General features: G+C 68.0%; 24 protein-coding genes. 6 read left to right on the forward strand and 18 right to left on the reverse strand.

Translation table 11 applies throughout. The annotated features are described in order from the left end of the window. Window positions 1-19 precede the first annotated feature (19 nt). Window positions 20-907 carry a carbohydrate ABC transporter permease gene (locus tag ACGFIF_RS17485; protein ID WP_393155567.1) on the reverse strand — a complete coding sequence of 296 codons (888 nt, stop codon included), beginning with the start codon at window positions 905-907 and terminating at the stop codon, window positions 20-22. Continuing rightward, a complete protein-coding gene (locus tag ACGFIF_RS17490; protein WP_393155569.1) occupies window positions 904-1,833 on the reverse strand; it encodes an ABC transporter permease in 930 nt (309 codons plus the stop codon). The genes ACGFIF_RS17485 and ACGFIF_RS17490 overlap by 4 nt, the downstream gene beginning before the upstream one ends. 224 nt (window positions 1,834-2,057) lie before the next feature. Between ACGFIF_RS17490 and coaA the strand changes: the two genes are divergently transcribed. Then, window positions 2,058-3,011, forward strand: coding sequence for a type I pantothenate kinase (gene coaA, locus ACGFIF_RS17495; protein ID WP_393155570.1), 954 nt, complete (start codon window positions 2,058-2,060; stop codon window positions 3,009-3,011). Here the strand turns inward: coaA and ACGFIF_RS17500 are convergent. The 6 genes from ACGFIF_RS17500 to ACGFIF_RS17525 form a co-directional block, all read right to left on the reverse strand. Beyond that, a complete protein-coding gene (locus tag ACGFIF_RS17500; RefSeq protein WP_393155571.1) occupies window positions 2,987-4,165 on the reverse strand; it encodes an MFS transporter in 1,179 nt (392 codons plus the stop codon). The two genes, coaA and ACGFIF_RS17500, sit on opposite strands and share 25 nt — an antisense overlap. A gap of 66 nt (window positions 4,166-4,231) precedes the next feature. Further along, window positions 4,232-5,497, reverse strand: coding sequence for a PLP-dependent aminotransferase family protein (locus tag ACGFIF_RS17505; protein ID WP_393155572.1), 1,266 nt, complete (start codon window positions 5,495-5,497; stop codon window positions 4,232-4,234). Beyond that, window positions 5,497-6,582: an alpha-hydroxy acid oxidase gene (locus ACGFIF_RS17510; protein ID WP_393155574.1), complete on the reverse strand. Its 1,086-nt coding sequence runs from the start codon at window positions 6,580-6,582 to the stop codon at window positions 5,497-5,499. The genes ACGFIF_RS17505 and ACGFIF_RS17510 overlap by 1 nt, the downstream gene beginning before the upstream one ends. A gap of 27 nt (window positions 6,583-6,609) precedes the next feature. Then, on the reverse strand, window positions 6,610-7,536 hold the full coding sequence (locus tag ACGFIF_RS17515; RefSeq protein WP_393155576.1) for an alpha/beta hydrolase: 927 nt from the start codon (window positions 7,534-7,536) through the stop codon (window positions 6,610-6,612). Window positions 7,537-7,540: 4 nt separating this feature from the next. Next, window positions 7,541-8,791, reverse strand: a complete 1,251-nt coding sequence (locus tag ACGFIF_RS17520) for a cytochrome P450 (protein ID WP_393155578.1) — start codon at window positions 8,789-8,791, stop codon at window positions 7,541-7,543. Between the two features lie 5 nt (window positions 8,792-8,796). Then, the gene (locus tag ACGFIF_RS17525; protein ID WP_393155579.1) at window positions 8,797-10,083 is read right to left on the reverse strand and encodes an SGNH/GDSL hydrolase family protein; all 1,287 of its coding nucleotides are present in this window, start codon (window positions 10,081-10,083) and stop codon (window positions 8,797-8,799) included. A gap of 295 nt (window positions 10,084-10,378) precedes the next feature. Here ACGFIF_RS17525 and ACGFIF_RS17530 point away from each other — a divergent pair, with 295 nt between their 5' ends. From ACGFIF_RS17530 to ACGFIF_RS17540, 3 genes are read left to right on the forward strand one after another with little or no spacing between them, the layout of a single operon-like run. Then, entirely contained in the window at window positions 10,379-11,932 is a 1,554-nt protein-coding gene (locus tag ACGFIF_RS17530) for an AMP-binding protein (RefSeq protein WP_393155581.1), read from the forward strand. Then, window positions 11,929-13,146 (forward strand): MFS transporter, encoded by a 1,218-nt coding sequence (locus ACGFIF_RS17535; RefSeq protein ID WP_393155582.1) that lies wholly within the window; start codon window positions 11,929-11,931, stop codon window positions 13,144-13,146. Before ACGFIF_RS17530 ends, ACGFIF_RS17535 begins: the two co-directional genes overlap by 4 nt. Window positions 13,147-13,188: 42 nt before the next feature. After that, the gene (locus ACGFIF_RS17540; protein WP_393155584.1) at window positions 13,189-13,848 is read left to right on the forward strand and encodes an SGNH/GDSL hydrolase family protein; all 660 of its coding nucleotides are present in this window, start codon (window positions 13,189-13,191) and stop codon (window positions 13,846-13,848) included. 3 nt (window positions 13,849-13,851) lie between these two features. Here ACGFIF_RS17540 and ACGFIF_RS17545 read toward each other — a convergent pair whose 3' ends face one another. The 4 genes from ACGFIF_RS17545 to ACGFIF_RS17560 all read right to left on the reverse strand — a co-directional run bounded on the left by ACGFIF_RS17545 (window position 13,852) and on the right by ACGFIF_RS17560 (window position 19,105). Next, window positions 13,852-15,078 carry an MFS transporter gene (locus tag ACGFIF_RS17545; RefSeq protein WP_393155586.1) on the reverse strand — a complete coding sequence of 409 codons (1,227 nt, stop codon included), beginning with the start codon at window positions 15,076-15,078 and terminating at the stop codon, window positions 13,852-13,854. Window positions 15,079-15,175: 97 nt separating this feature from the next. Next, a complete protein-coding gene (locus tag ACGFIF_RS17550) occupies window positions 15,176-15,892 on the reverse strand; it encodes a DUF4386 domain-containing protein (RefSeq protein ID WP_393155587.1) in 717 nt (238 codons plus the stop codon). Further along, window positions 15,889-16,185 carry a hypothetical protein gene (locus tag ACGFIF_RS17555; RefSeq protein WP_393155589.1) on the reverse strand — a complete coding sequence of 99 codons (297 nt, stop codon included), beginning with the start codon at window positions 16,183-16,185 and terminating at the stop codon, window positions 15,889-15,891. The genes ACGFIF_RS17550 and ACGFIF_RS17555 overlap by 4 nt, the downstream gene beginning before the upstream one ends. A 133-nt stretch (window positions 16,186-16,318) precedes the next feature. After that, entirely contained in the window at window positions 16,319-19,105 is a 2,787-nt protein-coding gene (locus tag ACGFIF_RS17560) for a LuxR C-terminal-related transcriptional regulator (protein ID WP_393155590.1), read from the reverse strand. 177 nt (window positions 19,106-19,282) lie between these two features. On the opposite strand from ACGFIF_RS17560, the gene ACGFIF_RS17565 reads away from it, so the two are divergent. After that, window positions 19,283-19,906 (forward strand): DUF2975 domain-containing protein, encoded by a 624-nt coding sequence (locus ACGFIF_RS17565; RefSeq protein ID WP_393155591.1) that lies wholly within the window; start codon window positions 19,283-19,285, stop codon window positions 19,904-19,906. Next, a complete protein-coding gene (locus ACGFIF_RS17570; RefSeq protein WP_393155592.1) occupies window positions 19,907-20,155 on the forward strand; it encodes a helix-turn-helix domain-containing protein in 249 nt (82 codons plus the stop codon). Here ACGFIF_RS17570 and ACGFIF_RS17575 read toward each other — a convergent pair. The 6 genes from ACGFIF_RS17575 to hppD are packed head-to-tail and all read right to left on the reverse strand — an operon-like array spanning window position 20,141 to window position 26,256. Further along, window positions 20,141-21,469: a hypothetical protein gene (locus ACGFIF_RS17575; RefSeq protein WP_393155594.1), complete on the reverse strand. Its 1,329-nt coding sequence runs from the start codon at window positions 21,467-21,469 to the stop codon at window positions 20,141-20,143. The two genes, ACGFIF_RS17570 and ACGFIF_RS17575, sit on opposite strands and share 15 nt — an antisense overlap. After that, window positions 21,466-22,437, reverse strand: coding sequence for an alpha-ketoacid dehydrogenase subunit beta (locus ACGFIF_RS17580; protein WP_393155595.1), 972 nt, complete (start codon window positions 22,435-22,437; stop codon window positions 21,466-21,468). Before ACGFIF_RS17580 ends, ACGFIF_RS17575 begins: the two co-directional genes overlap by 4 nt. Further along, window positions 22,434-23,384, reverse strand: a complete 951-nt coding sequence (locus ACGFIF_RS17585; RefSeq protein WP_393155596.1) for a thiamine pyrophosphate-dependent dehydrogenase E1 component subunit alpha — start codon at window positions 23,382-23,384, stop codon at window positions 22,434-22,436. Before ACGFIF_RS17585 ends, ACGFIF_RS17580 begins: the two co-directional genes overlap by 4 nt. Further along, entirely contained in the window at window positions 23,381-24,271 is an 891-nt protein-coding gene (locus tag ACGFIF_RS17590; protein ID WP_393155598.1) for a DUF3050 domain-containing protein, read from the reverse strand. Before ACGFIF_RS17590 ends, ACGFIF_RS17585 begins: the two co-directional genes overlap by 4 nt. 12 nt (window positions 24,272-24,283) lie before the next feature. Next, entirely contained in the window at window positions 24,284-25,189 is a 906-nt protein-coding gene (locus tag ACGFIF_RS17595; RefSeq protein ID WP_393155600.1) for a phytanoyl-CoA dioxygenase family protein, read from the reverse strand. After that, window positions 25,186-26,256 carry a 4-hydroxyphenylpyruvate dioxygenase gene (hppD, locus tag ACGFIF_RS17600; protein WP_393155601.1) on the reverse strand — a complete coding sequence of 357 codons (1,071 nt, stop codon included), beginning with the start codon at window positions 26,254-26,256 and terminating at the stop codon, window positions 25,186-25,188. The genes ACGFIF_RS17595 and hppD overlap by 4 nt, the downstream gene beginning before the upstream one ends. Window positions 26,257-26,264: the final 8 nt, after the last annotated feature.

The raw sequence follows: 26,264 nt of genomic DNA on the forward strand, positions 1-26,264 counted from the left end.
ACAGGGCGGCCCGGCGTACTCAGCCCTTGACGGAGCCGAGCATCACGCCGGTGACGAAGTACCGCTGGACGAACGGGTAGACGCAGAGGATGGGCAGGACGGTGAGCACCATCGTCACCGCCTTGATGCTGGCCGCGATCTGGGTGAGATCGTCGCCGGTCGCGCCGGCCGAGGTGCCGGACGTCGCGCCGGCGATCATGTTCCGCAGGTAGATGGTGACCGGGAACTGCGACTTGTCGTCGAGATAGAGGAAGGCGCCGAACCAGGCGTTCCAGTTCGCCACCGCGTAGAACAGCATCATCGTCGCGAGGATCGCCTTGCTCAGCGGCAGCACGATCCGCAGCAGGATGCCGAACGTGGTCAGCCCGTCGATCATCGCCGCCTCTTCCAGCTCCGGCGGCATGTTCTCGAAGAAGGCCTTCATCACCAGCAGGTTGAACACGCTGATCGCGTTCGGCAGTACCACCGCCCACAGCGTGTTCTTCAGCCCCAGCTGGGAGATCAGCACGTAGTTGGGGATCAGCCCGCCGTTGAAGAACATCGTGAACACGACGAACCCGACGATGAACGTCCGGCCGCGCAGGTGCTTCTTCGACAGCACGTACGCCATACACGTGGTCAGCACCAGCGAGATCGCGGTCGCGACCACGGTGTAGAGGACGGTGTTGCCGTAGTTGCGCCAGAACATCGAGTCGTTCATCACGACCTGGTACGTCGAGGTGTCGAACCCGACCGGGAACAGGTTGACCCTGCCGGCACTGATCGCGGACTCGCTGCTGAACGACTGGGCGACGATGTTCACGAACGGATACAGCGTCAGGACGACGACCAGTAGCAGAACGGCGACGTTGAAGACCTGGAAGACCCGGTAGCCGGTGCTGTCCTTGATTCCGATCGTCTGCTTCACCACAGTCCCGCTCCCAGTACGCGGCGCGAGATCGCGTTCGCGCCGAAGACCAACGCCAGGCCGACCACTGCCTCGAACAGACCGATCGCGGTCGCGTAGGAGAAGTTGTTCGACACCAGGCCGACCCGGTACAGGTACGTCGAGATCACGTCGGCCGTCTCGTAGGTCAACGGGTTGTAGAGCAGGATCTTCTCGAACCCGACCGACAGGAACGAGCCGATGTTCAGGATCAGCAACGTCACGATGGCCGGTGCGATCCCGGGCAGCGTGATGTGCCAGGTCTGTTTCCACCGGTTGGCACCGTCGATCCTGGCCACCTCGTACAAGGTGTCGTCGATCTGCGTGAGTGCGGCCAGGTAGAGGATGGTGCCCCAGCCGGCCGTCTGCCAGACGTCGGAGGAGACGTAGATGGCCCGGAACCAGTCCGCGTCCTGGATGAAGTTCACCGTACTGCCGGTCGTTGCCTTCAGCACCTGGTTGATCGTGCCGTGCAGCGAGACCAGTTGCAGGATCATCCCGGCCACGATCACCACCGAGATGAAGTGCGGCAGGTAGGACACGGTCTGGACGAACTTCTTGAACCGCTGCCCGCGCAACTCGTTCAGCAGCAGCGCCAGCGCGATCGGGATCGGGAAGGTGAACAGCAGACTCAGTCCGCCCAGCACGACGGTGTTGCGGAACACCTGCCAGAAGGTCGGGTCCTCGATGAACATCCGGATGTAGCGCAGCCCCACCCACTGCTCGCCGAACATCGACCCGCCGGGCACGAAGCGCCGGAACGCGATGATGTTGCCGGCCATCGGCAGGTACTTGAAGACCACGAAGTACGCGATCGGCAGCGCCAGCAGCGCGTACAGCCGCCAGTCCCGTTTCACATCGGTCCAGAGACTGCGGTGGTGACGCACCTCTACGCGGCGGTTGTGCACGCCCGCTGCCTCCTCACCGAGTCTGTCCACCTCCCGTTTCCGAGAGGCTCGAAAGTTTCGTTGAAACCTTCGACACTTAATGTGGGACACACCGTACGCACGCCCCAACACACCGTCAATAGGTCGAGCAAGCGGTTTCCAGACGGTCCGATGAAGGTAGTTGAGACGTAAGCCACGCCCGCCCGGGGTGGGTCGGCGTACTCCGGCGTGGGAAGAATGGGCTCATGCTGCAGCCGACACGGGAGGTGACTCCCTACACCGAGCTGGACCGGGCCGCCTGGGCGCAACTCGCCGAGACGACCGTGTCCCCGCTGACCGCCGAGGAGATCGAACGGCTGCGCGGTCTCGGCGACGAGATCGACATGAACGAGGTCCGCGAGGTCTACCTGCCGCTGTCGCGGATCCTCTCGCTGTACGTCCGGCACGCCCGGGCCCTGCACGCCGACACCGAGAGCTTCCTCGGCAAGCCGGCCGCGACCCGGACGCCGTTCGTGATCGGCATCGGCGGATCGGTCGCTGTCGGCAAGTCCACCACCGCCCGCCTGCTGCGCGAACTGCTGGCCCGCTGGCCCGAGCACCCGCGGGTCGCGCTCGTCACCACCGACGGCTTCCTCTGGCCGAACGCCGAGCTGGAACGCCGGAACCTGATGATGCGCAAAGGGTTCCCGGAGTCGTACGACCGCAAGTCGCTGCTGCGCTTCGTGGTCGAGGTGAAGTCCGGGATGGACACGGTCGAGGCGCCGGTCTACTCACACCTGCACTACGACCGGATGCCCGGGGTCCGGACCACCGTCGAGCAGCCGGACATCCTGCTGCTCGAGGGTCTGAACGTGCTCCAGCCCGCCCCCCGGCACGCGGACGGCAAGAGCGGCCTGGCCGTCAGCGACTTCTTCGACTTCTCCGTGTACGTCGACGCCGGCGCCGACGACATCCGGTCCTGGTACGTGCACCGCTTCCTCAAACTGTGGGAGACCGCGTTCCGCAACCCGGAGTCGTACTTCGTCCGGTACGGCGAGCTGAGCCGGGACGAGGCGGTCAAGAAGGCGGAGTCGCTCTGGGACGGCATCAACGGGCCGAACCTGCGGGAGAACATCCTCCCCACCCGCTCCCGGGCCACCCTCGTCCTCCGCAAGGGCGCCGACCACACCGTCCGCTACGTCCGGTTGCGCAAGCTCTGAACTGCCGGGACGATCGCTGCGGCGACGACCACGGCGGTCAGGCCGAAGGCCACCGAGTAGCCGGTGCCGGCGACGATCGCGCCGAAGACGATGGCGCCGACGCCCCAGCCACCGTCGTACGCCAGATTCCACAGGGCGCTGACCTGGCCGTAGCGGGACCTGGGGACGCGGTTGTACATCAGCGACAGGGTGAGGTTCTGTGCGGCGCCGAAGCCGATACCGAACAGGGTCGAGCCGACCACGATGGCGACGGCGCTGCCGATCAGGATCAAGGCCGCGGCGCCGAGTGCGGCGAGGATCAACGCCGCCGGCAGCAGCTTCGCCGGGCCGACGCGATCGCCGTACCGGCCGGCCAGCCAGCGGGCGCCGGGTGCCGTGATCGCCTGCATCAGCAGGGCTGCGGCCACCAGTGACTGCTTGTCCTCGGCAACCGCCAGGGGCAGGAAGGTGACGCTGATCCCGGCGGCGACGGTGACCGCGGCGAACACGAACGTCGGCATCAGTAGGCCGCTCCCCCGCAGACCGCCGAGCACCTTGACGTGCTGCTCCTCGACGCTGGGCTGCCTGGGCATCCCGCCGAGGGCGACGAGACCTACCAGCGCCGCCACGGCCGCGAAGACGAACAGAGCGTCGAAGCCGACCACGGAGGTCAGGTAGACGCCGAGCGGAAGGCCGATCGCGGCCGGCAGGCCGACGACCACGCCGTAGATGCCGAACGCCTCACCGCGCCGGTGCGCCGGGGTCACCTCGGCGATCAGTGCGACCGCGCCGACGACCAGGATCGCCAGGCCGGCGCCGCGGACGACACAGACCGCGAGCACGAGCGGAAGCGACGCGGTGGCCAGCAGGACCAGGGACGGCGCACCCAGCAGGATCAGCCCGAGCCCGAGGACGACCTGGTAGCCCCAGCGGGCCAGCATCCTGGGGACGAGCAACTCGACGCCCACCGCGGACAGCATCATCGCGCCGGTGGACAACCCGGCGCCGATGCCGCCGGAGCCGCTGGCGGCCAGGTACAGCGGGACCACCGAGGTGAGCAGGTACATGCTCAGCGCGGAGCCGAAGACCGTGAACAACAGGCGGCCGAACTGGCCCGTCAGCAGGCGGGGAGCCGTGGGTGCGGTGACGGTGGAGACTTCGCAGATGGTGGTCATGTTTCGACGGTAGGAGCGGACCGGTCTGCCCTACAGATCCAGTTTCGCCCCGGCCAAGAGGACCAGTTACGGGAGCTGGTCGGCGATCAGGGCGGCCAGGCGGTTGAGGGCGGCGTCGATCTGCGCCGTGGTGACCGCGCTGCAGGACAGTCGGAGGGCGTGGATCGGCGGGCCGGCGTCGTAGAAGTGGCTCATCGGCGTCCAGAGCACGCCGTACTCGTGGGCGGACGTCTCCAGCAGTACGTCGTCGACCGGGAACGGCACGGTGACGACCACGAAGAAGCCGCCGGACGGGATCGTCCAGCTGACCTCTCCGTGGGGGAAGCGAGCGGCCAGACCGTCAGTGATCGCGCGCAGGTTGGCGGCGTAGATCTCGCGCTCGCGCCGGTTCGCGGCGACCAGGCTGAAGTCGTTCGCGAGCAGCTTGCCGCCGATCACGGCCTGCGCGACCGGCGAGGTGTTCACGGTGACCATGCTCTTGATCTTCGACAGCTCGTCGGCGAGGACTCCGAAACTTCCGTCCGGAGCCTCGACAGTCTGGTCGGCGACGACGTACCCGACCCGCGCTCCGGGCAGCCCGGTCTTGGCGAACGACCCGAGGTAGACGACCCGCCGATCGGTGTCGAGGGCCTTCAGGGTCGGCACCCGATCGACCCCCTCGGCCGGGAACAGCCCGTACGGGTTGTCCTCGATCAGCAGCAGATCCTGCTCAGCGGCGACCTCCAGCAGCCGTCGTCTGGACTCCAGATCCAGACTGAGCCCGGACGGATTGGCGAAGTCCGGCATCACGTAGCACGCCCGCGGCCGCAACCCGTCGGCCCTGGTCGCCTTCACCACCGTGGCCAGATCGACGTCCTCGGCAACCGGTACGACGGGGAAGTCGAGCAATCGAGCAGCACCGGTGATGCCGACGTACGTCGGGGAGATCGCGAGCAACACGTCCGTCGCGCCGGCCCGCAGGGCCCGCAGGGTGAGGACCATCGCCTCCTGGCAGCCGACCGTGATGACGATCGCCTCGGGATCGACGTGGATGTCCTCGTCGACGGCGAGGTTGCGGGCGACCAGGTCGTGCACGATGCCCTTGGTCCGGCCGTACTGGAAGATGGTCCGTCGTACGGCGGGTTCGTCGTACCCCTGCGTACGCAGGTGATCGGCGAACAGGTCGAGGTAGGTGTGCAGGTCCGCGAGGTCGAAGAACTCCTCGGTCGGACGGCCGGCGGCGAGTGAGATCGCATCCGGGTAATGGTGCGAGACCTCGTTGAGGAAGTTCATCGAGTTCAGCGCGCGGTCCGTCAGCGAACCGTGCAACTCGGTCAGTCTCAGGTCGGCCATCACGCTCTCCCCGTCGTCAGCCCGGCCACCGCGGCCAGGTCGGCACAACCAGCCAGCAGCATCGCGTCCCGCACTTCTCGCCGGAGCAGTCCAAGCGCTTCGTCCACAGCTTCCACAGCCAATGCCCACAGCAACGGTCGCCCGACCATAACTGCGGACGCCCCCAACGCAAGGGCTCTGACGACATCGGTCCCACTGCGGATGCCACTGTCCAGCAGTACGACGCAATCGTTGCCGACCGCATCCACAACCGGGCCGAGGGCATCGATCGACGCGATCGCACCGTCCAGCTGGCGACCGCCGTGGTTCGACACCACGACGGCCTGCGCTCCCGTGTCCACCGCCCGACGGGCGTCGCGCGGATCGAGAATCCCCTTCACCACCAGGGGAAGCTCGCTCTCCCGCCGAATCCACTCCAGGTCCCGCCAGGACACGGCGGGTTCGAAGGCGGAGGCCGTGTGAGCAGCGACCGCAGAAACCCCGGCCGCCGCGGTGTGCGCGGAGACTCCCGACGCCGCCGCGTGCGCGTCTGTCGTTATGTCGACAAGGTTCGCAGCGACCACATCCTCCGGGAGCGCGAAGGCATTCCGCACGTCCCGCAGTCGACGGCCCATCACGGGGACGTCCACCGTCACCATCAGCGCGGTGCATCCAGCCTCCGCAGCGCGATGCACCAGAGATGTCAGCAGGGCGCGATCTCGCAGCCAGTACTGCTGGAACCAGGAAGGTGCCGCAGCCGCGATCTTCTCCAGCGGATAGCTGCTCAACGTGCTGATGACGTAGGGGATTCCGGCCTCGGCAGCCGCACGCGCGAGCAGGAGTTCACCATCGGGATGGAGCAAGCGCTGATACGCCATGGGCGCGACTGCTACCGGCATCGCGAGCTCGGAGCCGAGGACCGAACCTGTGGTGTCGGGCTCGTCGACGCCGGCCAGCACGCGCGGGACGAGAGTCACCGAGTCGAGGGCCGCGCGGTTCAGTCGCATCGTCGTCTCGGAACCGCTGCCGCCGGCAACAAAGTCGCGGACGGCGGTCGGCAGGACGGCCGCCGCCTGCGACTCGTAGTCGGCGAGAGCCTCAGCCACCGGCCACCTCAGCCATCGCGCAACACCTCAGTCATCGCCGAAGATTCCGCTCAGCCAGGTGGCTGCCTCCTCCATCGCCTTCTTGCCGCCGTCGAGGATGCCCGACATCGCGAAGAAGCCGTGCACCATCCCGTCGTACCGGCTGAGGGTCGTCGGTACGTCGGCGGCGTGCAACTTCTCCGCGTAGTACTCACCCTCGTCGCGCAGCGGGTCGTACTCCGCCGTGATCACCAGCGCGGGCGGGAGATTCGCGTGCGACTCGGCCAGGAGCGGCGAGGCGAGCGGGTCCAGACCGTCGGCGGAGTCGGTCAGGTAGTGATCCCAGTACCAGCCGACCGAGGTCTTGTTGAACAGGTACGGGTCGTCGCCGGCCCGCATCGAAATGGTGTCCGAGCCGTAGAGCGTGTTCGGGTAGACCAGCAGTTGGCCGGCCAGTTCCGGACCGTTGTCCCGGGCAAGCAAAGTGGTCGCGGCCGCCAGGTTGCCGCCGGCACTGTCGCCGCCGACGACCAGTCTGGTCGCGTCCACCTGCAGTTCCTTGGCGTTCGCCGCGATCCATTGGGTGGCGTTGTGGCAGTCGTGCACCGCGGCCGGGAACGGATGCTCCGGCGCGAGCCGATAGCCGACCGTGATCACCTGACAGGGAACGGCATTGGCCAGTTTGCGGCTGATTCCGTCGGCGGTCTCGATGCTGCCCAGCGTCCAGCCGCCGCCGAAGAAGTAGATCAACGTCGGCAGCGGGCCGGCCTGGTCCGGCCGGTAGAGGCGCAACGGCAGACCGTCGTCGGTCGCGATGTCCTCGACGTGGTGAACCGCTTCGACCTCACCGCCCGCGGCCTGGATGGACTCGAGGTCGGCGGCACGGGCCTCGGCCAGCGTCTGGGTGTAGAGCTGCGGAACCTGGTTGGCCTCGCGTTCGGCACGCATGGCCTCGACCTGCGGGTCCAGCGGCATCGGATCACCCCAATCGGATCGGCATGGACTCGTGCCCACGCAGCAGCAAGCTACGGCTCCGCACCGGCTCGCTCACGAGTCGCAGTCCGGGGAACCGGCGGAACAACTGCCCGAATGCGGCCCGCCCTTCCATCCGGGCCAGCGCGGCCCCGACACAGTAGAACGGTCCGGCGCCGAAGGACAGATGCTGAAGGTCGTCACGGCCGGGATCGAACGTGTCGGCGTCCGGATGTTTGGCCGGATCCCGGTTCGCCGCGCCGGGCAGGATCAGGACCAGACTGCCCTCGGCGATCGGTTCGCCGGCCAGTTCGAGATCGGTCGACGCCTTCCGGCTGATCAGCTGCACCGAGCTCTGGTGTCGCAGGATCTCCTCGACATGGTCCGACGCCAGCCCCGGATCGTCGCGCAGCGCGTCGATGAGTGGTGGCTCGGCGAGCAGTAGTTCGAGGCCGTTGGTGAGCAGGTTCATCGTGGTCACGAAGCTCGCGTTGACCAGCACCAGCAGGTTGTCGATCAGCTCCTGCTCGTCGATCCCCGACGTCCCCGAATCAAGCGCATGCACGAGCGATCCGACTGTGTCTGATTCCTTCCCCACCCCACCGCCCCGGTCGTCGTCGCGCGGCCGGAGCCGTCGGTCGCGGATCATCCGTGCGTAGTAGGCGTTGAGCTCGTCGGCGGCCTGGTTCGCGGCCGCCAGCTTCTCCGGCGCCTTGCCACCCAGGTCGAGGTATTCGTCGATCCGCTGGGTCCGGTCGCGGAACCAGCCGAGGTCGGACCGCGGGATGCCGAGGAACGTCCCGATCACCGTGATCGGCAGCCGGTAGGCGAAGTCGACGAAGTCCACCAGCTGTCTATCCGCACCGGCCTTGCCGAGGTCGTCGAGCAACTCGGCGACCAGGCCGTCGACGACCGGTTCGAACCCGGCCAGCCGGCGCGGTGTCAGTACGGCCTGGAAGACCTTGCGCATCCGCAGATGGTCCGGTTCGTTGCGGAACATCATCGACCCGCCGAGCCGGCGCAGCACCGAGGCCTGCGGGTCCGGGTCCGCGGTCAGCAACCGGTGGAACCTGGTGTCCTTGAGTGCTTCCTGGGCGGCGTCGTACCCGTTGACGACAACGGCGTACGGCGAACTCCCCGGTTCGAGGCGGCAGACCGGGCCGATCCGATGCAGCTCGGCGAAGAGCGGCATCGGATCGCGGCGACCTTGCTCGGAACCGAGGGCGGCGAGAAGTTCGTTCGCGGTCCGGGCAGGCATGACGATCAGCGCACCAGTTTGAGCGGCACCGAGGCCGCCATCGCCTGGTAACCGGCGTCGTTCGGGTGGATGTGGTCACCCGAGTCGTAGGCCGGGTTCAGCTTGCTCGGCGCGGCCGGGTCACGCAGCACCTGGTCGAAGTCCAGCACGCCGTCGAACTCCTTGCTCGACCGCAGGTAGCTGTTCACCGCCTGCCGGGTGGCCTCCTTCGTCGGGGTCCAGCTGTCGGTGCCGCCGATCCCCTCGAACGGAGTGATCGTGGTGACCAGGCTGCGCAGCCCGCGTTGCTTGACCTGCGCGTTCACCTGCCGCAGCGCGCCGATGATCTCGGCCGCGGAGTCGTCGGACATCCAGATGTCGTTGACGCCCAGCTCGGTGATGACGGTGCGTACGCCGGTCTGCGCGAACACGTCCTCGTTCAGCCGGGCCAGCGAGTTCACACCGACCTCGTTGAAGCCCGGGAAGGCGCCGTTGTCGGACGGCTCGCTGCCCTCGTGGTTGAGCCGACTGCCGGCCAGGCCGGCGTTCAGCACACTCGGCACCTTGTCCCGCTTGCCGGCCGACGCGATCAGGCGCTCGGCGAGCTGGTCGGGCCAGCGGTTGTTGGCGTTGAACGTGCTGGCGGTGCCGTCGGTGATCGAGTCGCCGAGGACGACGATCGATCCGTCGGCCTTGTCGGTCTCCACGTCGACGCCGGACAGGAAGAACCAGCAGCAGCGCCGGGTCAGCGTGTACGCCGTACCGCCGGGCTGGGTGACCAGGTTCGACGGGCCGACGAAGTTGTCCTGGATCGACGAGCCGTGGAACGTCGTCGGGCCGGTGTTCTCCGGGAAGTACAGGCTGACGACGAGGTCGTCGAGGTTGCCGAGCCGCAGGTTGACCGGGTCACTGAGCAACTCGCTGCCCTTGACCATCGACGCGGTCCCGGCGCCGTTGAACGTCAACGTCCGCAGGGTGGCCGGGTCGATGTCGGACAGCTCCGGGGTCGCCTTGTTGGGCTTGGCAACGGTCGCGGCGCCCACGGTGACCGTCTTCTCGCCATAGATGTTCGACAGCCGGATCCGGATCCGGTCGCCGCCGACGGTCGGCCGCACCACCAGCCGGACGCTCTGGTCGGTCAGGCCGAGGTTGGTCGAACCGGACGCGTTGCCGTGGGTGACCGCGGTGGCCCAGGTGCCCACCCAGTCGGCGTCGGGCTGATCGCCGCCGTAGTGGGCGCCGGCCAGGCTGGAGCCTGCCAGGGTGAGCGCCGCGGTCACCGCGACCGCGCGCCAACTGCTGGAAACATGCATGGACGGACCTCCTGGGCGGAATCGGATGCGGACGGAACGTAATACGCGGCGAGTAATCCGGTCAATGAAACGGAAATGCATTTCTGGAAATGCTTTCGCAGCGGTTAGCCAAGCGGTTCCACGGCCCGATCGCAGGGGTATTCCTTCACCTGGCCGACGCAGTGATCGGTCGACTCCGGAGAGCGACGATCACGCCTGCACAGCAGGGATTCCAGCCTCTTTCCAGCGGTCCGCGCATCGAGTAGAGTCGCGCCGACGGCTGGGGGTGGCCGGAGTCGAGGGGACTATTGACGAAATGCCGCCTGAATTCGTCCTGCCCGAGCACAGCAACAATTATGCGCTGCGGGCGCTTTCTCTGTTTCATCGCTTTGCGGAGCGTCCCGCGCTGGTCCGCGGTGACCGGCGGGCGACGTACGGCGAACTGATCGGCGACGTGCTGCGGATCGCGGCCGTGGTCCGGGACGCCGGCATCCGGCCGGGCGGCAAGGTGCTGGTGATGGCGGCGAACTGCTTCGACGCGCCGGCCCTCCAACTCGCCCTGCACCTGCACGGATGCCGGGTGCTGTGGTGTGCGCCGATCACATCCCGCCGCGAGATCGACCGGTTCGCCGTGCTGGCCGACGCGGACGCACTCGTGTACGACGGCCACCTCGGTCGGGAGCTGGCCGAGTCACTCGCGCCGATGCCGGCCTTCGAGTTGACCGAGCTCATCCGACGCCCGGCATCCTCGCCGTACGAGATCGATCCGGCCGTGCCGGCGCCGGACTCGGTGCTGCAGACGAGTGGGACGACCGGCGATCCGAAGCTCGTGCACCACACGCAGAGCTTTTACGAGCAGATCCTCGACCTGGCCGATGCCTTTGCCGGCAACGGGTTCCCGCTGTTGCGGCACTACTCGGGTTCGCCGTTGTGGCTGGCAAGCGGGCAGATCACCAGCTTCTTCAACCTGTTCACCGGTGGGGTGTTGTTCCTCACCGACACCTGGTCACCGGACGAGTTCTACCGCGTCGTCTCGACGGAGAGGATCACGTCGACCTATGTCACGCCGCCGATGCTCTACGAACTGCTCGACCATCCCGGTGGGGAGGAGTTCGACTGCAGCAGTCTGTTCATGCTCAACGTCGGTGCGGGACCGGCCACGCCGTCGCGACTGCGTCAGGGCATCGCACGGTTCGGTCCGGTGCTGCGGATCGTCTACGGACTGAGCGAGGCCGTCGTCGTCACCGCGTTGCCGGGATTGACCGAAGACCCCTTGCACCCCGAGCGGTTGGCGTCGGCCGGTACGCCGTACGGCGATGTGCGCATCGAGATCCGGGATGACGACGGGAAGGTGCTTGCGGCCGGACAGACCGGGGAGGTGTGGGTGCAGAGCAAACTCACGTTCGCTGGGTATCTCGGGAAGCCGGAGCTGACCGCGGAGACCTTGGTCGACGGGTGGTTGCGGACACGCGATCTCGGCTACGTCGACGAGGACGGGTACCTGTTCCTGGTCGATCGGGTGCACGACATGATCGTCACCACGCGCCGCAACTGGGCCATCTTCTGCCGCCCGATCGAAGACGTCCTCGCGACCCATCCCGCCGTCCGCACCGCCGCGGTGATCGGCGTACCGGATCCCGTCGTCGGCGAAGCGGTCCACGCCTTCGTCGTCACTCGATCGCCGGTCACCACGCAAGAACTTCAAGGTTTGGTCACCGGGACCCTGAACGAGATGTGGAGCCCTACCTCCATCGACTTCGTGGCCGAGTTGCCGCTGACCCGCATCGCCAAGGTGGACAAGGTTGCCCTGCGCAAGCTGTACGCGGAGCTCCACGGGAGTGATGCGGACGCTGTGGTGGGTGGCGCATGACCCCACGCCGTGGGTTGGTGGTGCTGTTCGCCGCCGACGTCCTGTCCGCGGTGGGCAGTCGGGTCTCGATGGTGGCGATTCCGTGGCTGGTGCTGGTGTCCACCGGCAGTGCGGCGCGGATGGGACTGGTCGCCGCGGCCGAGATGGTGCCGTACATCGTGGCCAGCATCATGGGCGGGCCGGTCATCGATCGGCTCGGCGCGCGGCTGTCCTCGATCATCGCGAATCTGGCGAGTGCGGTGGCGGTGGCCGCGATCGCGGCGACCACCGGGCTCGGGTTCGCGGCGCTGATGTTGCTGGTGGCTGTGGCAGGTGCGCTGCGCGGTGTCGCGGACCGGTCCAAGGAGTTGCTGGTACGGCCGATGGCGGAGGCGGCCGAGGTGGCGCTCATCCGGGTGACCTCGCTCCATGAGGCGTTCGCCCGCGGTGCGACCTTGCTGGGCGCGCCGCTGGCCGGGTTGCTCATCTACTGGACCGACGCGGCCTCGGTGTTGTGGATCGACGCGGCGACCTTCGTGGTGTGCAGCCTGCTGGTCGCCGCGTTCGTTCATCCGCCGGACACCACGGTGGAGGCGCGCCGGGACAAGTACTTCCGCTCCCTGGCGGTGGGATTCTCCTTCGTACGACGCGACGCGCTGCTCGCCACGATGCTGATCACCACGTTCACCATGAACGTCTTCGCCAGCGCGAGTACGGCGGTGTTCATCCCGCTCTGGGTCGCGGAGGAACTCGGCTCACCGGCCGGCCTCGGTCTGACCCTCGGTGCATTCTCGGCCGGCGCGTTGCTCGGCAGCATCGGGTTCGCCGTACTCGCGACCAAGGTGCCGCGGTACCTGACCTTCGCCATCGGTGCGTTCATCGGCGGCAGTCCACGCCTGCTCGTCCTCGGGCTGAGCGACGACCTGGTCCTGGTGATGGTGGTGACGTTCCTGTCCGGGATCGGGATCGCCGCCATCAACCCCGTCTTCGGCGCGGTGCTGTACGAACACGTCCCGAAGGACCTGCAGGCGCGGGTGATCGGCCTCGTCGCGGCCACGTCCTTCGCCGGGCTCCCCATCGGCGCCCTGCTGGCCGGCGAACTGGTGAGCGCCTTCGGCCTGATCCCGGCCCTGATAGGCTGCGGGTTCGCCTGCCTCATCGTCAGCGCCTACCCGCTGCTCCACCGAGGTCCCGGCAAAGTCCTCGACGCCCCAGCCCCGGCAGAGGCAACATGAACGAGTCAACCGGCCCTCACTGCCTCACCCCGCGGAGGCACTATGAACGAAGCGACTGACCCTTACTGCCTTGCCCCCGGTGAGAGCGAGGCACTGCTCGGCGGCCATCCCTGGCGGCGCTTCGTCGTCCTCGGTGACAGCGTCGCCGAGGGTCTGTGTGAACCGGTCGACGGCTACAGCGACCTGCAGTGGGCCGACCGGATCGCGGCCGAACTCCGGGCGATCCGACCCGAGCTCGCCTACCTCAACCTCGGCGTCAGCGGCCTGCGCAGCCGCGAGATCCTCGCCACCCAACTCGACCCGGCGCTGGCCTTCGGCCCCGATCTCGCCCTGGTCGTCGGCGGCGGCAACGACGCCTTCCCGGCCACCTACGACCCCGACCGGGTCGACCGCGCCCTGACCCTGATGATCACCGCGTTGCAGGACGCCGGCGCCGACGTGATGACGCTGGGTATGTTCGACGTCTCCTACAGCCCGGCCGTCGCCGACTGGCTCAGACCAGGACTCAGGCAACGAATGCGAACCCTCTCGACCCGGACCGCCGCCCTCGCCGACAAGCTCGGCACCATCCACATCAACCTGACCGACCACCCACTGTCCACTGATCCCGGTCTGTACAGCTCCGACGGCCGTCACGGCAACGCCCGCAGCGACGCCGTCGCCACCGCCGAGACGGTGCGGGCGCTCGGCCGACGGCTCTGAGGATCATCGGACCCGCTTCACCGGCAGGATGGCGGCGGCTCCGACGACGGCGCTGATCCCGGCAACGGTGTAGAGCACGGCGTAGCTGCCGCTGCCGATCGCCAGGATGGCCGGCGCGATCGCGGGCGCGACGAAGAACGGGAGCGCGCTGGCGATGTTGAAAACGCCGAGATCCTTCGCGGCCGTGGCCCTGTCCGGGAGTACGTCGGCCACGAGCGCGAGGTCGACCGCGATGTACAGGCCGAAGCCGAGTCCGCTGATGGCCATGCCGACGAGGAAGCCGTTGAAGTCGTCGGCGAGGGCGATCACGAACAGCGCCGCGCCGTACACGATCGACGCGGTGACGACGAGGATCTTCCGTCGGCCGGTCCGGTCGGAGACCCGGCCACCGGCGAGGGACGCGACGACGAGCACGGCGGACTGGACGAGGGTGCCGAGGAAGACCTGGTGCGGTACGTCGGCCTCGGCGCTGCCGAGCTGGTCCAGCAGGTAGTAGGCCTGGTAGGTGGTGAGGAAGGCGTAGGCCATCAGAAGCAGGAATCGGCTGGCGAAGGCCCAGGCGAGGTCCGGGCTCTTGCGCGGGTTGAAGTAGAAGGCACTGGGCAGCTCCCGCAGCGACCAGGCCGGCTTGTCCGCGGGGTCGAGCCGGCGATCGTTCAGCCTGCTCACGAACAGCAGGACGAAGAACCCGCCGATCGCGCACGGCACCAGGAACATGGCGAGCCGGTTGCCGGTGAACAGCTGGACCAGGAAGGTGGCGCTCACGGACGCGATCGGCAGGGCGATGCCCAGGACACCAGCGACCGAACCGCGTTGATAGACGGGGACCTGGTCCGGCAGCACCGCCACCTGAGCGGCGAGCAGGGCATTGAGGGACAACTGGGCGAAGCACCATCCGATCAGGACGACCAGGACGTTCGGTGCCAGCGCGACAATGAGGATGCCCAAGGTGCCGCCGCCCAGGCCGGCGACCATCCAGGGCCGCCGCATGCCCAGTCGCGACGAGGTGCGGTCGCTCAGTTTGCCGAAGAACGGGTTTCCGACCATCGCCACGATCGATCCGATGCCGGCAACCAGCGCCAGGCTGTTCGGTGCTTGCTCGATCCCTACCAGCGAGTTGACCTTCAGCGCCAGGGAGACCAGTAGTGGAGCCAGGAACACCAGGGACGTGCCCATCGACGCCAACGCGTAGAGCGAGATGAAGCCCCACCCGACCCGGCTCTCTGGCATCTGGCTCTCCTCACGGCGGTCGAGAACTGGCGACAGACGGGAGGTGCTTCGCGCGTTTCCTCACGATAGCTGCCATCCCGCCGGTCGCCAGGAGTGATCAGTCGACCTTGACGAGGTCGGCGGTGATCGGCGCGGGCCTGAACCCCTTGACCGTCATGTAGGTGCCGACCGACAGCTCCCAGAAGGCGATCGGGAGCGTCGCGAGCATCGTGATGGCGGAGGTCTGCTCGTTGTGGCCGAACAGGGTCGCGACGTTGGCGGTGAAGAGCAGCGGAGCCCCGATCAGACCAACGGTGGGGATGATCCGCGGAACCAGCCGCGACTGGTACATCAGGGTGCCGAGCAGGACGGCGTTGATACAGGCCATGAAGCCCGGACCGAACAGGAACGTCCACTCGCGGACGGCGACGAGGGCCTGGCTGCTCGCGACCGAGCCGGCGCCGTGCTGGTTGAGGGTGACGACAGCGAGGAGGCTGACGACACCGGTCATGATGATCGCGGCCTCGAGCAGCCGGGAGGTGACGAAGCCGAGCGCGAGGGACTGGTTCTGCCGCTTGAGGACCGGGAACAGGGCCACGGCGCTGCCGACGCAGGCGATGGCGTTGACGAAGTCCAGCAGGCCGGCCGACAGGAGTCGCGTGTCGTGCCCGGCGTTGACCGTGAGGTCCGGGTTCAGCGCCGATCCGATGAGGACGAAGGCGGGCAGGGACGCCGCGAAGGTGATCAGGTAGAAGATGCCGGCGGCGCGGGCGTGATTGCGGGTCGGGTCGCCGGAGGTACGGCCGGCGGTCGTGGGTCGAGCTGTGGTGGTCATGGCTTGTCTCCAGTGTTCGAACTGCGCGGATCGTTCGGGTTGGGCGGCGACGCCGGGTCGGGCTCCACCTGGGCGACCGAGATGAGGGGGAGGCCGAGGTCGCGGAGGCGTTGCAGCAGCCCGTGCAGGGCGGCCTGGTCCACGACAGGGCCTCGGAGGGTGGTGGTGCCGTCGGCGCCGGCGCTGAGGGTGAGCCCGTCGAACCAGACCGACCACCGCGAGTCGAGACGCCCCTGGAGGCGGATCTCGTACCAGCTGCGGTCGTGCGGCCGGCCGGTGGCTGTGCTGCTCACGGGGTGCTCCTCTTGTCGATCCCGACTGCCCGCCCTGTGGTGCGGGCTGTCCGGGTATCTGCAAGCTAGGAGCCGATGTGATGAACCGGCTTCACATCATGTGATGAAGTCGGTGATGATCTTTCTCCGCTTCTCAGCCAGCGGGGCGGTGCGACAGCAGGTTGAGCTGGTGCGCCCGCCGTACCGCGGCACGGCGGTTGTTGACGCCGAACTTGGCGTAGATGTTCCTGGTGTGGGTTCGCACGGTGTTGAGCGAGACGACGAGTTCCCGGGCGATGGAGGGGCCGTCGAGGTCGCTGGCGAGCAGCCGCATCACAGCCAGCTCGCGTTCGGTCAGCGGCTCGATGAGGCCATCCCGGGGAGTCCGGTTCAGCCGGGGCGTGGCTGCCTCGTGCAAGTCATGCGACCCGACGGCTGCGTCGAGGAGTCGGCGGAGGTACGCCCGGCCGGGGTGGTGCCGGTCCAGCGTGGTGAGCAGCGTGGTCATCGGCGGCCCTTCGCTGGTGAAGACGCGGATGTAGCCTTCGGGCTCGGCCAGGGCCAGCGCGCGTTCCAGCATCGCCTGTGCCTCGTCGTCATCACCGTCTGCATGCCGCGCGAGCGCGAGGAGTGCCAGGAGTTCGATGACGGTGCCTTTCCTGCCGCCGTCCTCGGCTGCCGCGAGCAGTCGCTCGAGCAGACTGACGGCATCGCTCAGCTGGGAGCCATTGGCGTCGTACTGGGCGAGCAGGACCCGGGCCAGAGTCACGTGTTCGTACTCGCGCAGGTACGACGCCTCGTCGTGCACGGTCACGCCGTACCGGCTCGCCCACTCCAGCGCAGCGGTCACGTCCCCGTGCGCCGCCAGCATTCGCGCGCGCAGTGCGGGGACCGGTCGCACGTTGGGTGCGAAGTCGCCCACGTACACGCGTTCTGCCTCCGCGAGCAGCCCTAGCGCAGCGTCGACATCGCCCTCGGCCTCCCGGAGCAGCGCCATCGCGACGCGCCACCGGTACGGGTTCTGCGGCAGGCCGGCCTGCTCGCCGAGGTCGTCGCTGCGCCGCAGGTACTCCGTGGCAGCGGCCAGGTCGTTGCGCTCCAACGCGATGTGACTCAGCCCGACGTACATGTCCCGGGTGCCGCGGAGGGCTGGGTCGTGTCCGGCGAGCTCGAGGGCGCGCTCGTAGGTGCGTTGTGCTCGGTGCAGTTTGCCCTGCGTGGACTCGAGGTCGGCGAGCGTGATGGAGCACCCCAGCACGTCGGCGATGTAGCCGAGCCGATGCAGCCCGTCCGCGGCGTCGGTGTAGCTGCGATGGGCGGCGTCGAGGTCGCCTGTCGTCCAGGATGCGAGCCCGGACAGGGCATCGGCCGAAGCCCGGGTCAGGTGATCGTGCTCGGGGGCACGGTCGACCGCCAGACGGGCGTGCACCAAGGTGCCGGCCGGGTCGCCCCCGATGAGCGCCAGCGCGGCCCGGTACTGCTCGATGCAGCCCGGTAGCCGGGCGAGCTCACGCTCGTCGACGACCACGATCTCTGCACGCCCGACCGGTCTCGCACTGCCCGCGGTGTCGCTGTATCGGCCCGCGCTGGGATTGGAGCCGCCGTCGAGGCCGGTCAGTAGCCGCTCGATGTCGCGCAACCGGCGCTCGACATCGCCGAACTCGTTGCTGGCCATCAGGGCGCCGACGAACCCCATGGCGAGCACCGGCCGGCGCTCGACCACGTCGTCGGGAAGCTCGTCGATCCATCGGCGCAGGGTTGCTTCCTGCCGGTTCCGGCGCAGCTCTGGAACAGCCAGCTCGACAAGGTCGGCGGCGCGGTCGATGTCGCCGGCGGCGAGTGCGTGCCGGACCGCGGGCACCGGCTCGCCGGCTTCGCCGTACCAGTTGCCGGCCCGTCGATGCAGGTCCGCGACGTCGCCGCGCTCGTCGAGCAGATGTGAGCGGAGGACGTCTCCGAAGAGGTGGTGGTAGCGGTACCAACGCCGCTGGTCATCGAGTGGGACGAGGAAGAGGTTTGCACGGTCGAGCCGTTCCAGCATCGCCTTGCCGTCGTGCTCGCCGGTCACGGCATCGCACAGCGGGCCGGTGAGACGGTCCAGGATGGATGTGTCCAGCAGGAACCGTCGTACCGGATCGGGCTGGCGGTCCAGGACCTCTTCCACCAGGTAGTCGACGACGAACCGGTCGTCACCGGCGAAACCGGCGATGAACCCGGTGGCATCGCCACGACCTTGGAGCGACAGCGCGGCGAGTTGTAGGGCCGCGACCCAGCCTTCGGTGCGCTCCTCGAGTGACGCGATGTCCTCGGTGGTCAGGCGCAGGCCGGTCACGTCGTTGAGGTAGGTGGCTGCTTCGGCGAGGGTGAAGCGAAGGTCGGCGGCGCGGACCTCGATGAGCTCACCGCGGGCGCGCAGGCGGGCCAGTGGGAGGCCGGGGTCCGCGCGGGTGCTGATCACCAGCCGCACCTGCGGCGGCAGCCGGTCAACGAAGAAGCTCATCCCGGCCCGGATGCCAGGACCGTCGGCGAGGTGGTAGTCGTCCAGAACCAAGGTGACCTCCCCCGGCAGCACGCTCAGCTCGTTGAGCACCACAACGAGCACCCCCTCAATCGAGCTCTGCCCGGCTGCAAGCAACGGCAGTGCCCCGGCCCCCACGCCGGGAACTGCCCGATCCAACGCGGTAACCACGTAAGTCCAGAACGCATCCGCCTCCTGATCCCCCACATCAAGAGAAACCCACGCAACCGCAGACCCGGTGGTGCGGGGGTTGGTGGGTGTTAGCCAGGTGGTGAGGAGGGTGGTTTTGCCGAAGCCGGCTGGGGCTGAGATGAGGAGGAGGCGGCCGGGGCGGGAGAGGTGGTTGTTCAGGCGTGGACGGGGAACCAGGCCGGGGCGTGGGGCAGGGGAGAACAGCTTGGTCTCGACGAGAGGTCCCGTCATCGCAGCTCCCCCTTGCGGTTGACGCCCTGCGCACGAGCGTAAGACACCCGCCGACACGACCTCCGGCACCTCAGCCAGCGCGACCGACGGACGGAGTACCTGTGCCTTGACCGGGGCATATCGATTGTCGTTATTATCGACTAACGATGTTATCGAGAAACGATAGGGGTACGTGACATGCGATTGCCGCAGTCGATCGTCGGCCTCGGCCGGTGGAGTCGCACCGATGCCCTGGTTCTGCAGGGCCTGCTCGGGACCGCGTTCGTCGTACAAGCCGTGATCGGCCTGGTGATCCCGCTGCTCGGCGTGGCCGGTGCGCTCGATCTGGACACCAGTCGGGAGGTTCCCGTGACCGACGTGGCAGCCCCCGACCTCCCGGAAGCCGACGGAGTGCAACTGTCCGCATCCGGATCAGCGACGCTCACCGTCGACGACCCGAGTCTCGGCCAGCGAGTGCTGCTCGAACTGCCGACCATCGTCGGTGCCGTGCTGATCCTGTTGGGGATCTACCTGCTGTTCCGGATCGCCCGCACGCTCTGCCTCGGTGACCCGTTCGCACCGCACAATCCGCTCCGCCTCTTCGGCATCGCCCTCCTGATCGCGGTCGGCAGCGTCACCGGCACCCTCCTGCAGGCAATGACCACCAACCAGCTAGTCGCCGGCACGCCGTTGGCGCACAACGTCCCGTTCGCGGTCGAGTTCTCGTTGCTCCCGCTGGTGGTCGCCCTCCTCGTCGCCGCCCTGGCCGAGGCGTTCCGCGTCGGCGTACGCCTCCGCGAGGACTCCGAGGGACTGGTCTAGTTGCCCCCCGGCGATCCCCACCGCATCCAGGTCAACCTCAGCCGCCTCCTGGCCGAACGCAACATGACCCTGACCGAACTCGCCGACCGCGTCGGCATCACCATCGTCAACCTGTCCATCCTCAAGAACGGCCGAGCCAAATCCATCCGCTTCTCCACCCTGACCGCCCTCTGCGAAGCCCTCGACTGCGCCCCCGGCGACCTCCTGGACCTCACCGACGACGCTCGGGCCGGGTCAAGGAGCCAGTAGCAGACCGCTCGTCAATGCGCCTTGCCCGACGTTGACGACCGGCCCGGCGCCGGGGACGGAGAAGCGGAGGTAGGCGCCGGCGGGGGTGCCGCCGAAGAGGTAGGGGGCTATGCAGAAGGGGACGGCGGCCTCGTGGACCTCGCCTGTTGATACCTCGATGAATTGCATGGTGAGGCGGTCGACCGGGACGTGGGCTTGGAGGATGTAGCCGCCTTCGGTGATCGCGGCGTCCAGGGCTGCTTGCCAGGCGTGCGCGGACACCTCGGGTCCGACGACGACGCCGACCCCGCCGTACGAGCCGGATGGTTTGAGGACGAGTTCGCTCTGCTTGGCGACGGCCTCGGAGCGGAGGCCCTCGGACAGCACCGAGGTTCGAGGGACGTGGCGCCGTACGACGTCGGCGTCCTCGGGCGACAACGTGGACAGGTCGTCCCAGAGCCAGGCGAGGATCGACTTGCTGGCCAGGAGCCAACTCGCGGCGGGCGTGAACATCCGGACCGCACCGGTGCCGACCGCTGTCGCCAACGCGTCGAGGCCAGTGCTTGGTTGAGTGCCTTGTGGGACGAACATGCGGAGTACGGCGTCGATCGGGCCGTCGTCGACGCACAGCCGGCCGGCGTCGTCCAGCGTCAGCCACTCGACCGGGAACACCCGCATGTCCAACCCGAGCTCGCGTCCGCGTTCGCTGAACGGCTCGAGCAACTTGATCATCGCCTGCCCGTCCTGCGAACCCGGGTACGTTCCACCGGTGGTGAAGATCATCGCGAGCCGGTCCTGCCCACTCAACTGCAGAGCCGCCCGCACCGCCTCGTAGCGAGCGTCGACGGCCGACGGCGGCGCGGTCAGCCCGACCGCATCCAGCACCGGATCACCGTCGTACGCCGACAGGAACCGCCGCGCGACCCCATCGGAGTCGTGCGCACCACCGAGTGCGCTGTCGATGTTGGCCTCGACCACGTACGGCGTACCGCCCGCCAGCAGGATGTCCGCACGCACACCCCCGATCAGCTCCTCGCTCAACACCAAGTCCTCGAACAGCAGGTCGATCGCGCCGACCGGCATCCCGACCGCCCGCCGCAGCTCCCCCGCGGTCGTTGCCCGACGCAAGCACGCTTCCAGGATCAGCCGCGCGACCGTCGCCGAGATGTCGGTGAGCTGCCCGTAGGCGGCCGCGGACATGATCGGCGGCCGCAGCGGCCGCCACTCCTTGTTGTGCGTCGCGACTCCGTCGTACACCTGCTGCCACGACTCGACTCCCCGCGCGACGAGCGCCGTACGAACGTCCTCGGACAAGCGAGGCCACAGGTCGGTCATACTTCCTCCAGTACGGCGTGGATCGCGGCGACGAGGTGGTCGCGACCGGGTTGGACTGCTCGATCCAAGGCCAGGGCGAACGGCAGGACAGCGCCGTCGGGTCTGGTGATGCGGCGCGGTGGGGCGTCGAGATCGCATCGTTCGGCCGCGACGGCGAGGACTTCGGCGGCGAACCCGCTGGTTCGGTTGGAGTCGTCGATCACCACCAGCCGGCGGGTTTTGGCCAGCGACGCGGCCAGGCCGTCCACGTCGAGCGGGTAGACGGTTCGCGGATCGAAGACCTCGACCGAGATCCCGAGACCGGACAGTTCGTCGGCAACGGCCAGCGCATCCTGCACAAGGTGGCCAAGGGCAACGACCGTGACATCGGTCCCGATCCGGGCGATCCGGCCGACGCCGAGCGGCACCGGCGCCAACGTGCTGAAGTCGAGATCGTCGCGGACGCCGAGCGCAGCCGAAGGCGCGAACACCACGACCGGATCGTCGTCCCGGATCGCCGAGACCAGCAGACCGTACGCATCCGATGGCGTCGCCGGCACCGCGGTCTTCACGCCGACGTGTGCGAACAGACTGTACGGATGGTCGGAGTGCTGCCCGGCCCACCCGGTCCGCGAGCCGGAGCCTGGTACGACGTACGTCACCGGGACCCTGCACTGACCACCGGTCATCAACGAGAACTTGTGCGCCTGGTTGGCGATCTGCTCGAAGACCAGGAACAGCAACGACGGGATCTGAAACTCGACCACCGGCCGGAGACCGGCCAGCGCCGCACCGGTGGCGAAGTTGGTGAACGCCTGCTCCGACAACGGGGTGTCCAGCACCCGATCCGGGCCGAAGCGGTTGAACAACCCGGCGGTCAGGTTGGAGGCCGCGACCCGGATGTCCTCACCGAGCAGGAACACCGCCGGGTCGGCATCCATCGCGTCGCCGAGGGCCCGGTTGAGGGCCTTCAGGTACGAGAGCTTCATCGCATCACCTCCGGCGAGGCGTAGAGGTACTCGAGTGCGGCGGCCGGGTCGGGATGGGCGCTGCCCAGCGCGATCCCGGCCGCCGCGTCGAGCAGGGCCTCGACCTCGGCATCGAGCTGTTCCCGCTCGGCAGCGGTCAGTCGTGCGCCCTGGATCTCCACTGGGTCCCGCGACCGCCCAGCGGAGACTTCCTCGGTCGAGCGATAGGTGAGCCGCGTCCGGTGCTCGAAGGTGTGATGAGCGTCGAAGCGGTACGTCGTACATTCCAGGAACGTCGGCCCCTTGCCGGCCCGGGCCCGGTCCACCGCCGAGGACGTTGCTGCCAGCACCTTTTCCGGATCCTGCCCGTCGATGGTGAAGGCCGGGATGCCGAAGGCGCGGGCGCGGCCGCTGATACTGCCGGCGACCGCCGACGCGACCGGCATCGTGGTGGCGTAGCCGTTGTTCTCGCAGACGAAGATCACCGGCACCCGCCAGAGCGCGGCCAGGTTGAAGGCCTCGAGCAGCATGCCCTCGTTCATCGCACCGTCGCCGAAGAAGGTGACCGCGACGGTGTCGCGGCCCTGCCGGCGATGCGCCCAGGCGGCACCGGTCGCGATCGAGCCGGCCGCGCCGACGATCGCGTTCGCGCCGAGGATGCCGAGGCTGAAGTCGGCCGCGTGCATCGAGCCGCCGCGGCCTTTGTTCAGCCCCGACTCCCGGCCCATCAGTTCGGCGAACAACCTCGCCGGGTCGACCCCGCGAGCCAGTACGTGCCCGTGGCCACGGTGGGTGCTGGTCAGCACGTCGGACTCCCGAAGCGCCGCACAGACGCCGGTCGCGATCGCCTCCTGCCCGACGTATGGATGGATGCCGCCGACGATCTCACCGGACCGGACGAACTCGATCGCACGCTCCTCGAAGCGGCGGATCAGCCGCACGGTCCGATAGAGACGGGCAGTGGTCACGGGGCCTCCCGGCCTGGACTGAGGAGCGGAGGGAGCGAAGCGACTGGAGCGACGAGGGAAGGCCGGGAGCCAAGGCCCCGTGACCCCGCCGTGCCGGAGGCGCGGCAATTCAACACAGCGAGAATGGCGTCCCAGAGGCGGGCGCGGGCTGCGAGAGCGGTGTTGATGGTGTCCGCGCAGGCCTCCCACTTGGCCGGGTCGTCACCACAGAGGTCGGTGACCATCTGCATCGCCATCGGGGTGTGCTGCTCGCCGTCCACCTCGATGTGCCGTTCGAGGTAGTCGACGAAGGTGTTGAGCTTGTTGGACCGCTCGTTCACCGCGACCACCTGGGTGAACATGTCCGGGATCAGGTCCTCCCGGCCGAACGCGAACGCGGCCGCCTGGCAGTGGATCGGCGCGTTCTCGATGATGTCCCAGGTGGTGCCGGCGAAGTCGATCGACGCCTGCGGTACGCCGGCCGCGCGCAACGACTCGACCACCGAACCGCCCTCGCGCAGCAACCCGATCAGCCGCGTGATCGCGGTGGTGTCGGCACCGGCCTCCGTCATCCCGTTGACGTAGAGCTCGAAGTGGCTGATGAACCCGTCGCCCAGCTCGTCGCTCTCCTCGACCATCACGATGTCGTTGATCAGCCGCCGGCTGCCGGTGTGCGCGGTCGGGATCCACGGCACCGTGACACAGGTGAGTTCGCGCTGCAGCGACTTCAGCAGGGACATGAAGTCCCAGACCGCGAACACGTGGTGCTCCATGAAGGTGACCAGCGCCTCGTGCGTGTCCAGGTTGGCGTAGAGCGGGTGCTGGACGACCTTGTCGCGAGCCTCCGTGACCGCCTTCTCCAACTGCTCGATCCCTGGGTGGGTCTGACCCCAGTCGTAACGGGACATGTGCTGGTCTCCTTAGCGATCGGCCCAGAGTGTTGGGCAGTAGTCGGGGTCGGCGTAGTCGGGGTGGCCGACAGGAGTACGCCGTACCAGGACGTCGTGGTTGTAGGCGGCCAAGGTGCCGTCGGACAGCGGGAACTCGCGGTAGCGGTTGCCGCCGTCCTGGAGGTGCAGCGAGATCGCCCGGCGGGGACGGTCGCTGACGTTCGCCCCGCTGCCGTGGTACGTCCGGCAGTGGTGGAAGTTCATGTGGCCGCGCGGGATGGTGATCGGGACCTTGACCACCTCGGCGTTGTTGTACGTCGCGTTCTCGGTCAGCATCTGGTCGAGCCGCGACCGGTCCCGCTCCGCGAAGTGGCGTACGACGGTGTCGTCGGAACCGATCTCCTGCCAGCGATGGCTGCCGTCGACCATCGTGATCGTGCCCATCTCCGGCGGGCAGTCGTGGAACGGGATGAACGCGGTCAGCATCCGGTCCGACGACGAGGAGGACCAGTAGTGCTTGTCGAAGTGCCAGGGCACGATGTTCGACGGCTCACCCTCGATCGGCGGCTTGTAGATCAGCGTGGACTGGAAGATCCGGATCTCGTCCACCTGGGCCAACCGCGCCGCGACCGCGCCGATCAGTGGTTTGCGCAGCATCTTCGCCAGGCCGTCGTGTTCGTAGTGCACGTAGTCGTTGTGCCGTTGGACGTCGCCCTTCGACGGGTCCCAGTAGGCCAGCTTCGGCGGCGTCGTCGGCAGGGTCCGGTCGCGCTCGCCGGCGTAGTACCGCTCGCTGGCGTTGACCAGCTCCTCGGTCTCGTCGTCGGTGAGCAGCTTCTTGGACAGGTACCAGCCGTGCTCGTTGTAGAAGGCAACGTCCTCGTCCGACGGCAGTAGCTCGATCTCTTCCTCGGACAGTGTGAATTCCAGCGTCATGCGTCAGCTCCCGCCAGCTCGCGCTCTTTCGCCTCGTAGAGGGCCTTGATGTTGCCGCTGCCGAACGTCATCGCGCCACGCCGCTCGATGATCTCGAGGAACAACGTGCGCCGGACGTGCATCGACTCGGTGAAGATCTGCAGCAGCTGACCCCAGTGATCGCGGTCGACCAGGATGCCGAGCTTCTGCAGGTCCTCGACCGGGGTGTCGACCTCGCCGACCCGGTCGGACAGTGCTTCGTAGTACGTGGACGGCGTACCGAGGAAGTTGACCCCGCGACCGGCCAGCGTGCTGACCGCCTCGACGATGTCGCCGGTCCGCAACGCGATGTGCTGCACCCCGGCGCCCGCGTGCCAGCTGAGGAAGTCGTTGATCTGGCCAGGGCGGCGGCTCGGGTCCGGCTCGATCAGGGTGAAGGTGACGTGTTTCGACGGACTCTGGACGACCTTCGAGTCCATCCCCTGGCCGGCCACCTCGATGTACTCCTCGAAGATCCGCGGGAAGCCGAAGACGTCCTCGTAGAACTTCGCGGTCGGCTCGAGGTCGCCGGACGGTACGCAGATGGCCAGATGGTCGATCTCGCTGAACAGCTTCTCGTCCGGTCCGCCGCTGGGCTCGGTGATGTGGAACCGGCCGGGCAGGAACTCGTGCCGCGGTCCGTGCCGCTCGACCAGTCGGTGGATCACGTCGCCGAAGCCGGCCGCCTCCGCGATCACCACGGTCGTCTCGCCATCCTCGTACCGGATCGGCTCCTGGAGTCCTTGGGCGCCTCGGGCAACCAATTCGCCGTACGCCGCTGTGGCGTCGTCGACCTCCAGCCCGACGACGGCGACCCCGTCACCATGGCGTTGCACGTACGCCGCAGCCGGGTGGTCCGCGGCCAGGCCGGAGGTCAGCACGATCTGAACGGCGTCCTCCCGCAACAGCAGCGATCGCTGATCCGGCAGCCCCGTCTCCGGCCCGCCCTGCCCGTGGATCTGCAGGCCGAACGCGTGTCCCAAGTAGAACGCCGCCTGCCGAGCGTCGCCCACGTACATTTCCACGTGGTCGATCCCGTAGATCTCCATCACACCCT

This window comes from Kribbella sp. NPDC049174, from assembly GCF_043197365.1.
Taxonomy (GTDB): domain Bacteria; phylum Actinomycetota; class Actinomycetes; order Propionibacteriales; family Kribbellaceae; genus Kribbella.

Excerpts from the sequence above, each read along its gene's own strand:
- coaA (WP_393155570.1), top strand. The coding sequence starts at position 2,058 with ATGCTGCAGCCGACACGGGAGGTGACTCCCTACACCGAGCTGGACCGG.
- ACGFIF_RS17500 (WP_393155571.1), bottom strand. The coding sequence starts at position 4,165 with ATGACCACCATCTGCGAAGTCTCCACCGTCACCGCACCCACGGCTCCC.
- ACGFIF_RS17505 (WP_393155572.1), bottom strand. The coding sequence starts at position 5,497 with ATGGCCGACCTGAGACTGACCGAGTTGCACGGTTCGCTGACGGACCGC.
- ACGFIF_RS17515 (WP_393155576.1), bottom strand. The coding sequence starts at position 7,536 with ATGCCGCTGGACCCGCAGGTCGAGGCCATGCGTGCCGAACGCGAGGCC.
- ACGFIF_RS17520 (WP_393155578.1), bottom strand. The coding sequence starts at position 8,791 with ATGCCTGCCCGGACCGCGAACGAACTTCTCGCCGCCCTCGGTTCCGAG.
- ACGFIF_RS17525 (WP_393155579.1), bottom strand. The coding sequence starts at position 10,083 with ATGCATGTTTCCAGCAGTTGGCGCGCGGTCGCGGTGACCGCGGCGCTC.
- ACGFIF_RS17530 (WP_393155581.1), top strand. The coding sequence starts at position 10,379 with ATGCCGCCTGAATTCGTCCTGCCCGAGCACAGCAACAATTATGCGCTG.
- ACGFIF_RS17535 (WP_393155582.1), top strand. The coding sequence starts at position 11,929 with ATGACCCCACGCCGTGGGTTGGTGGTGCTGTTCGCCGCCGACGTCCTG.
- ACGFIF_RS17540 (WP_393155584.1), top strand. The coding sequence starts at position 13,189 with ATGAACGAAGCGACTGACCCTTACTGCCTTGCCCCCGGTGAGAGCGAG.
- ACGFIF_RS17545 (WP_393155586.1), bottom strand. The coding sequence starts at position 15,078 with ATGCCAGAGAGCCGGGTCGGGTGGGGCTTCATCTCGCTCTACGCGTTG.
- ACGFIF_RS17550 (WP_393155587.1), bottom strand. The coding sequence starts at position 15,892 with ATGACCACCACAGCTCGACCCACGACCGCCGGCCGTACCTCCGGCGAC.
- ACGFIF_RS17560 (WP_393155590.1), bottom strand. The coding sequence starts at position 19,105 with ATGACGGGACCTCTCGTCGAGACCAAGCTGTTCTCCCCTGCCCCACGC.
- ACGFIF_RS17565 (WP_393155591.1), top strand. The coding sequence starts at position 19,283 with ATGCGATTGCCGCAGTCGATCGTCGGCCTCGGCCGGTGGAGTCGCACC.
- ACGFIF_RS17575 (WP_393155594.1), bottom strand. The coding sequence starts at position 21,469 with ATGACCGACCTGTGGCCTCGCTTGTCCGAGGACGTTCGTACGGCGCTC.
- ACGFIF_RS17580 (WP_393155595.1), bottom strand. The coding sequence starts at position 22,437 with ATGAAGCTCTCGTACCTGAAGGCCCTCAACCGGGCCCTCGGCGACGCG.
- ACGFIF_RS17590 (WP_393155598.1), bottom strand. The coding sequence starts at position 24,271 with ATGTCCCGTTACGACTGGGGTCAGACCCACCCAGGGATCGAGCAGTTG.
- ACGFIF_RS17595 (WP_393155600.1), bottom strand. The coding sequence starts at position 25,189 with ATGACGCTGGAATTCACACTGTCCGAGGAAGAGATCGAGCTACTGCCG.
- hppD (WP_393155601.1), bottom strand. The coding sequence starts at position 26,256 with ATGGAGATCTACGGGATCGACCACGTGGAAATGTACGTGGGCGACGCT.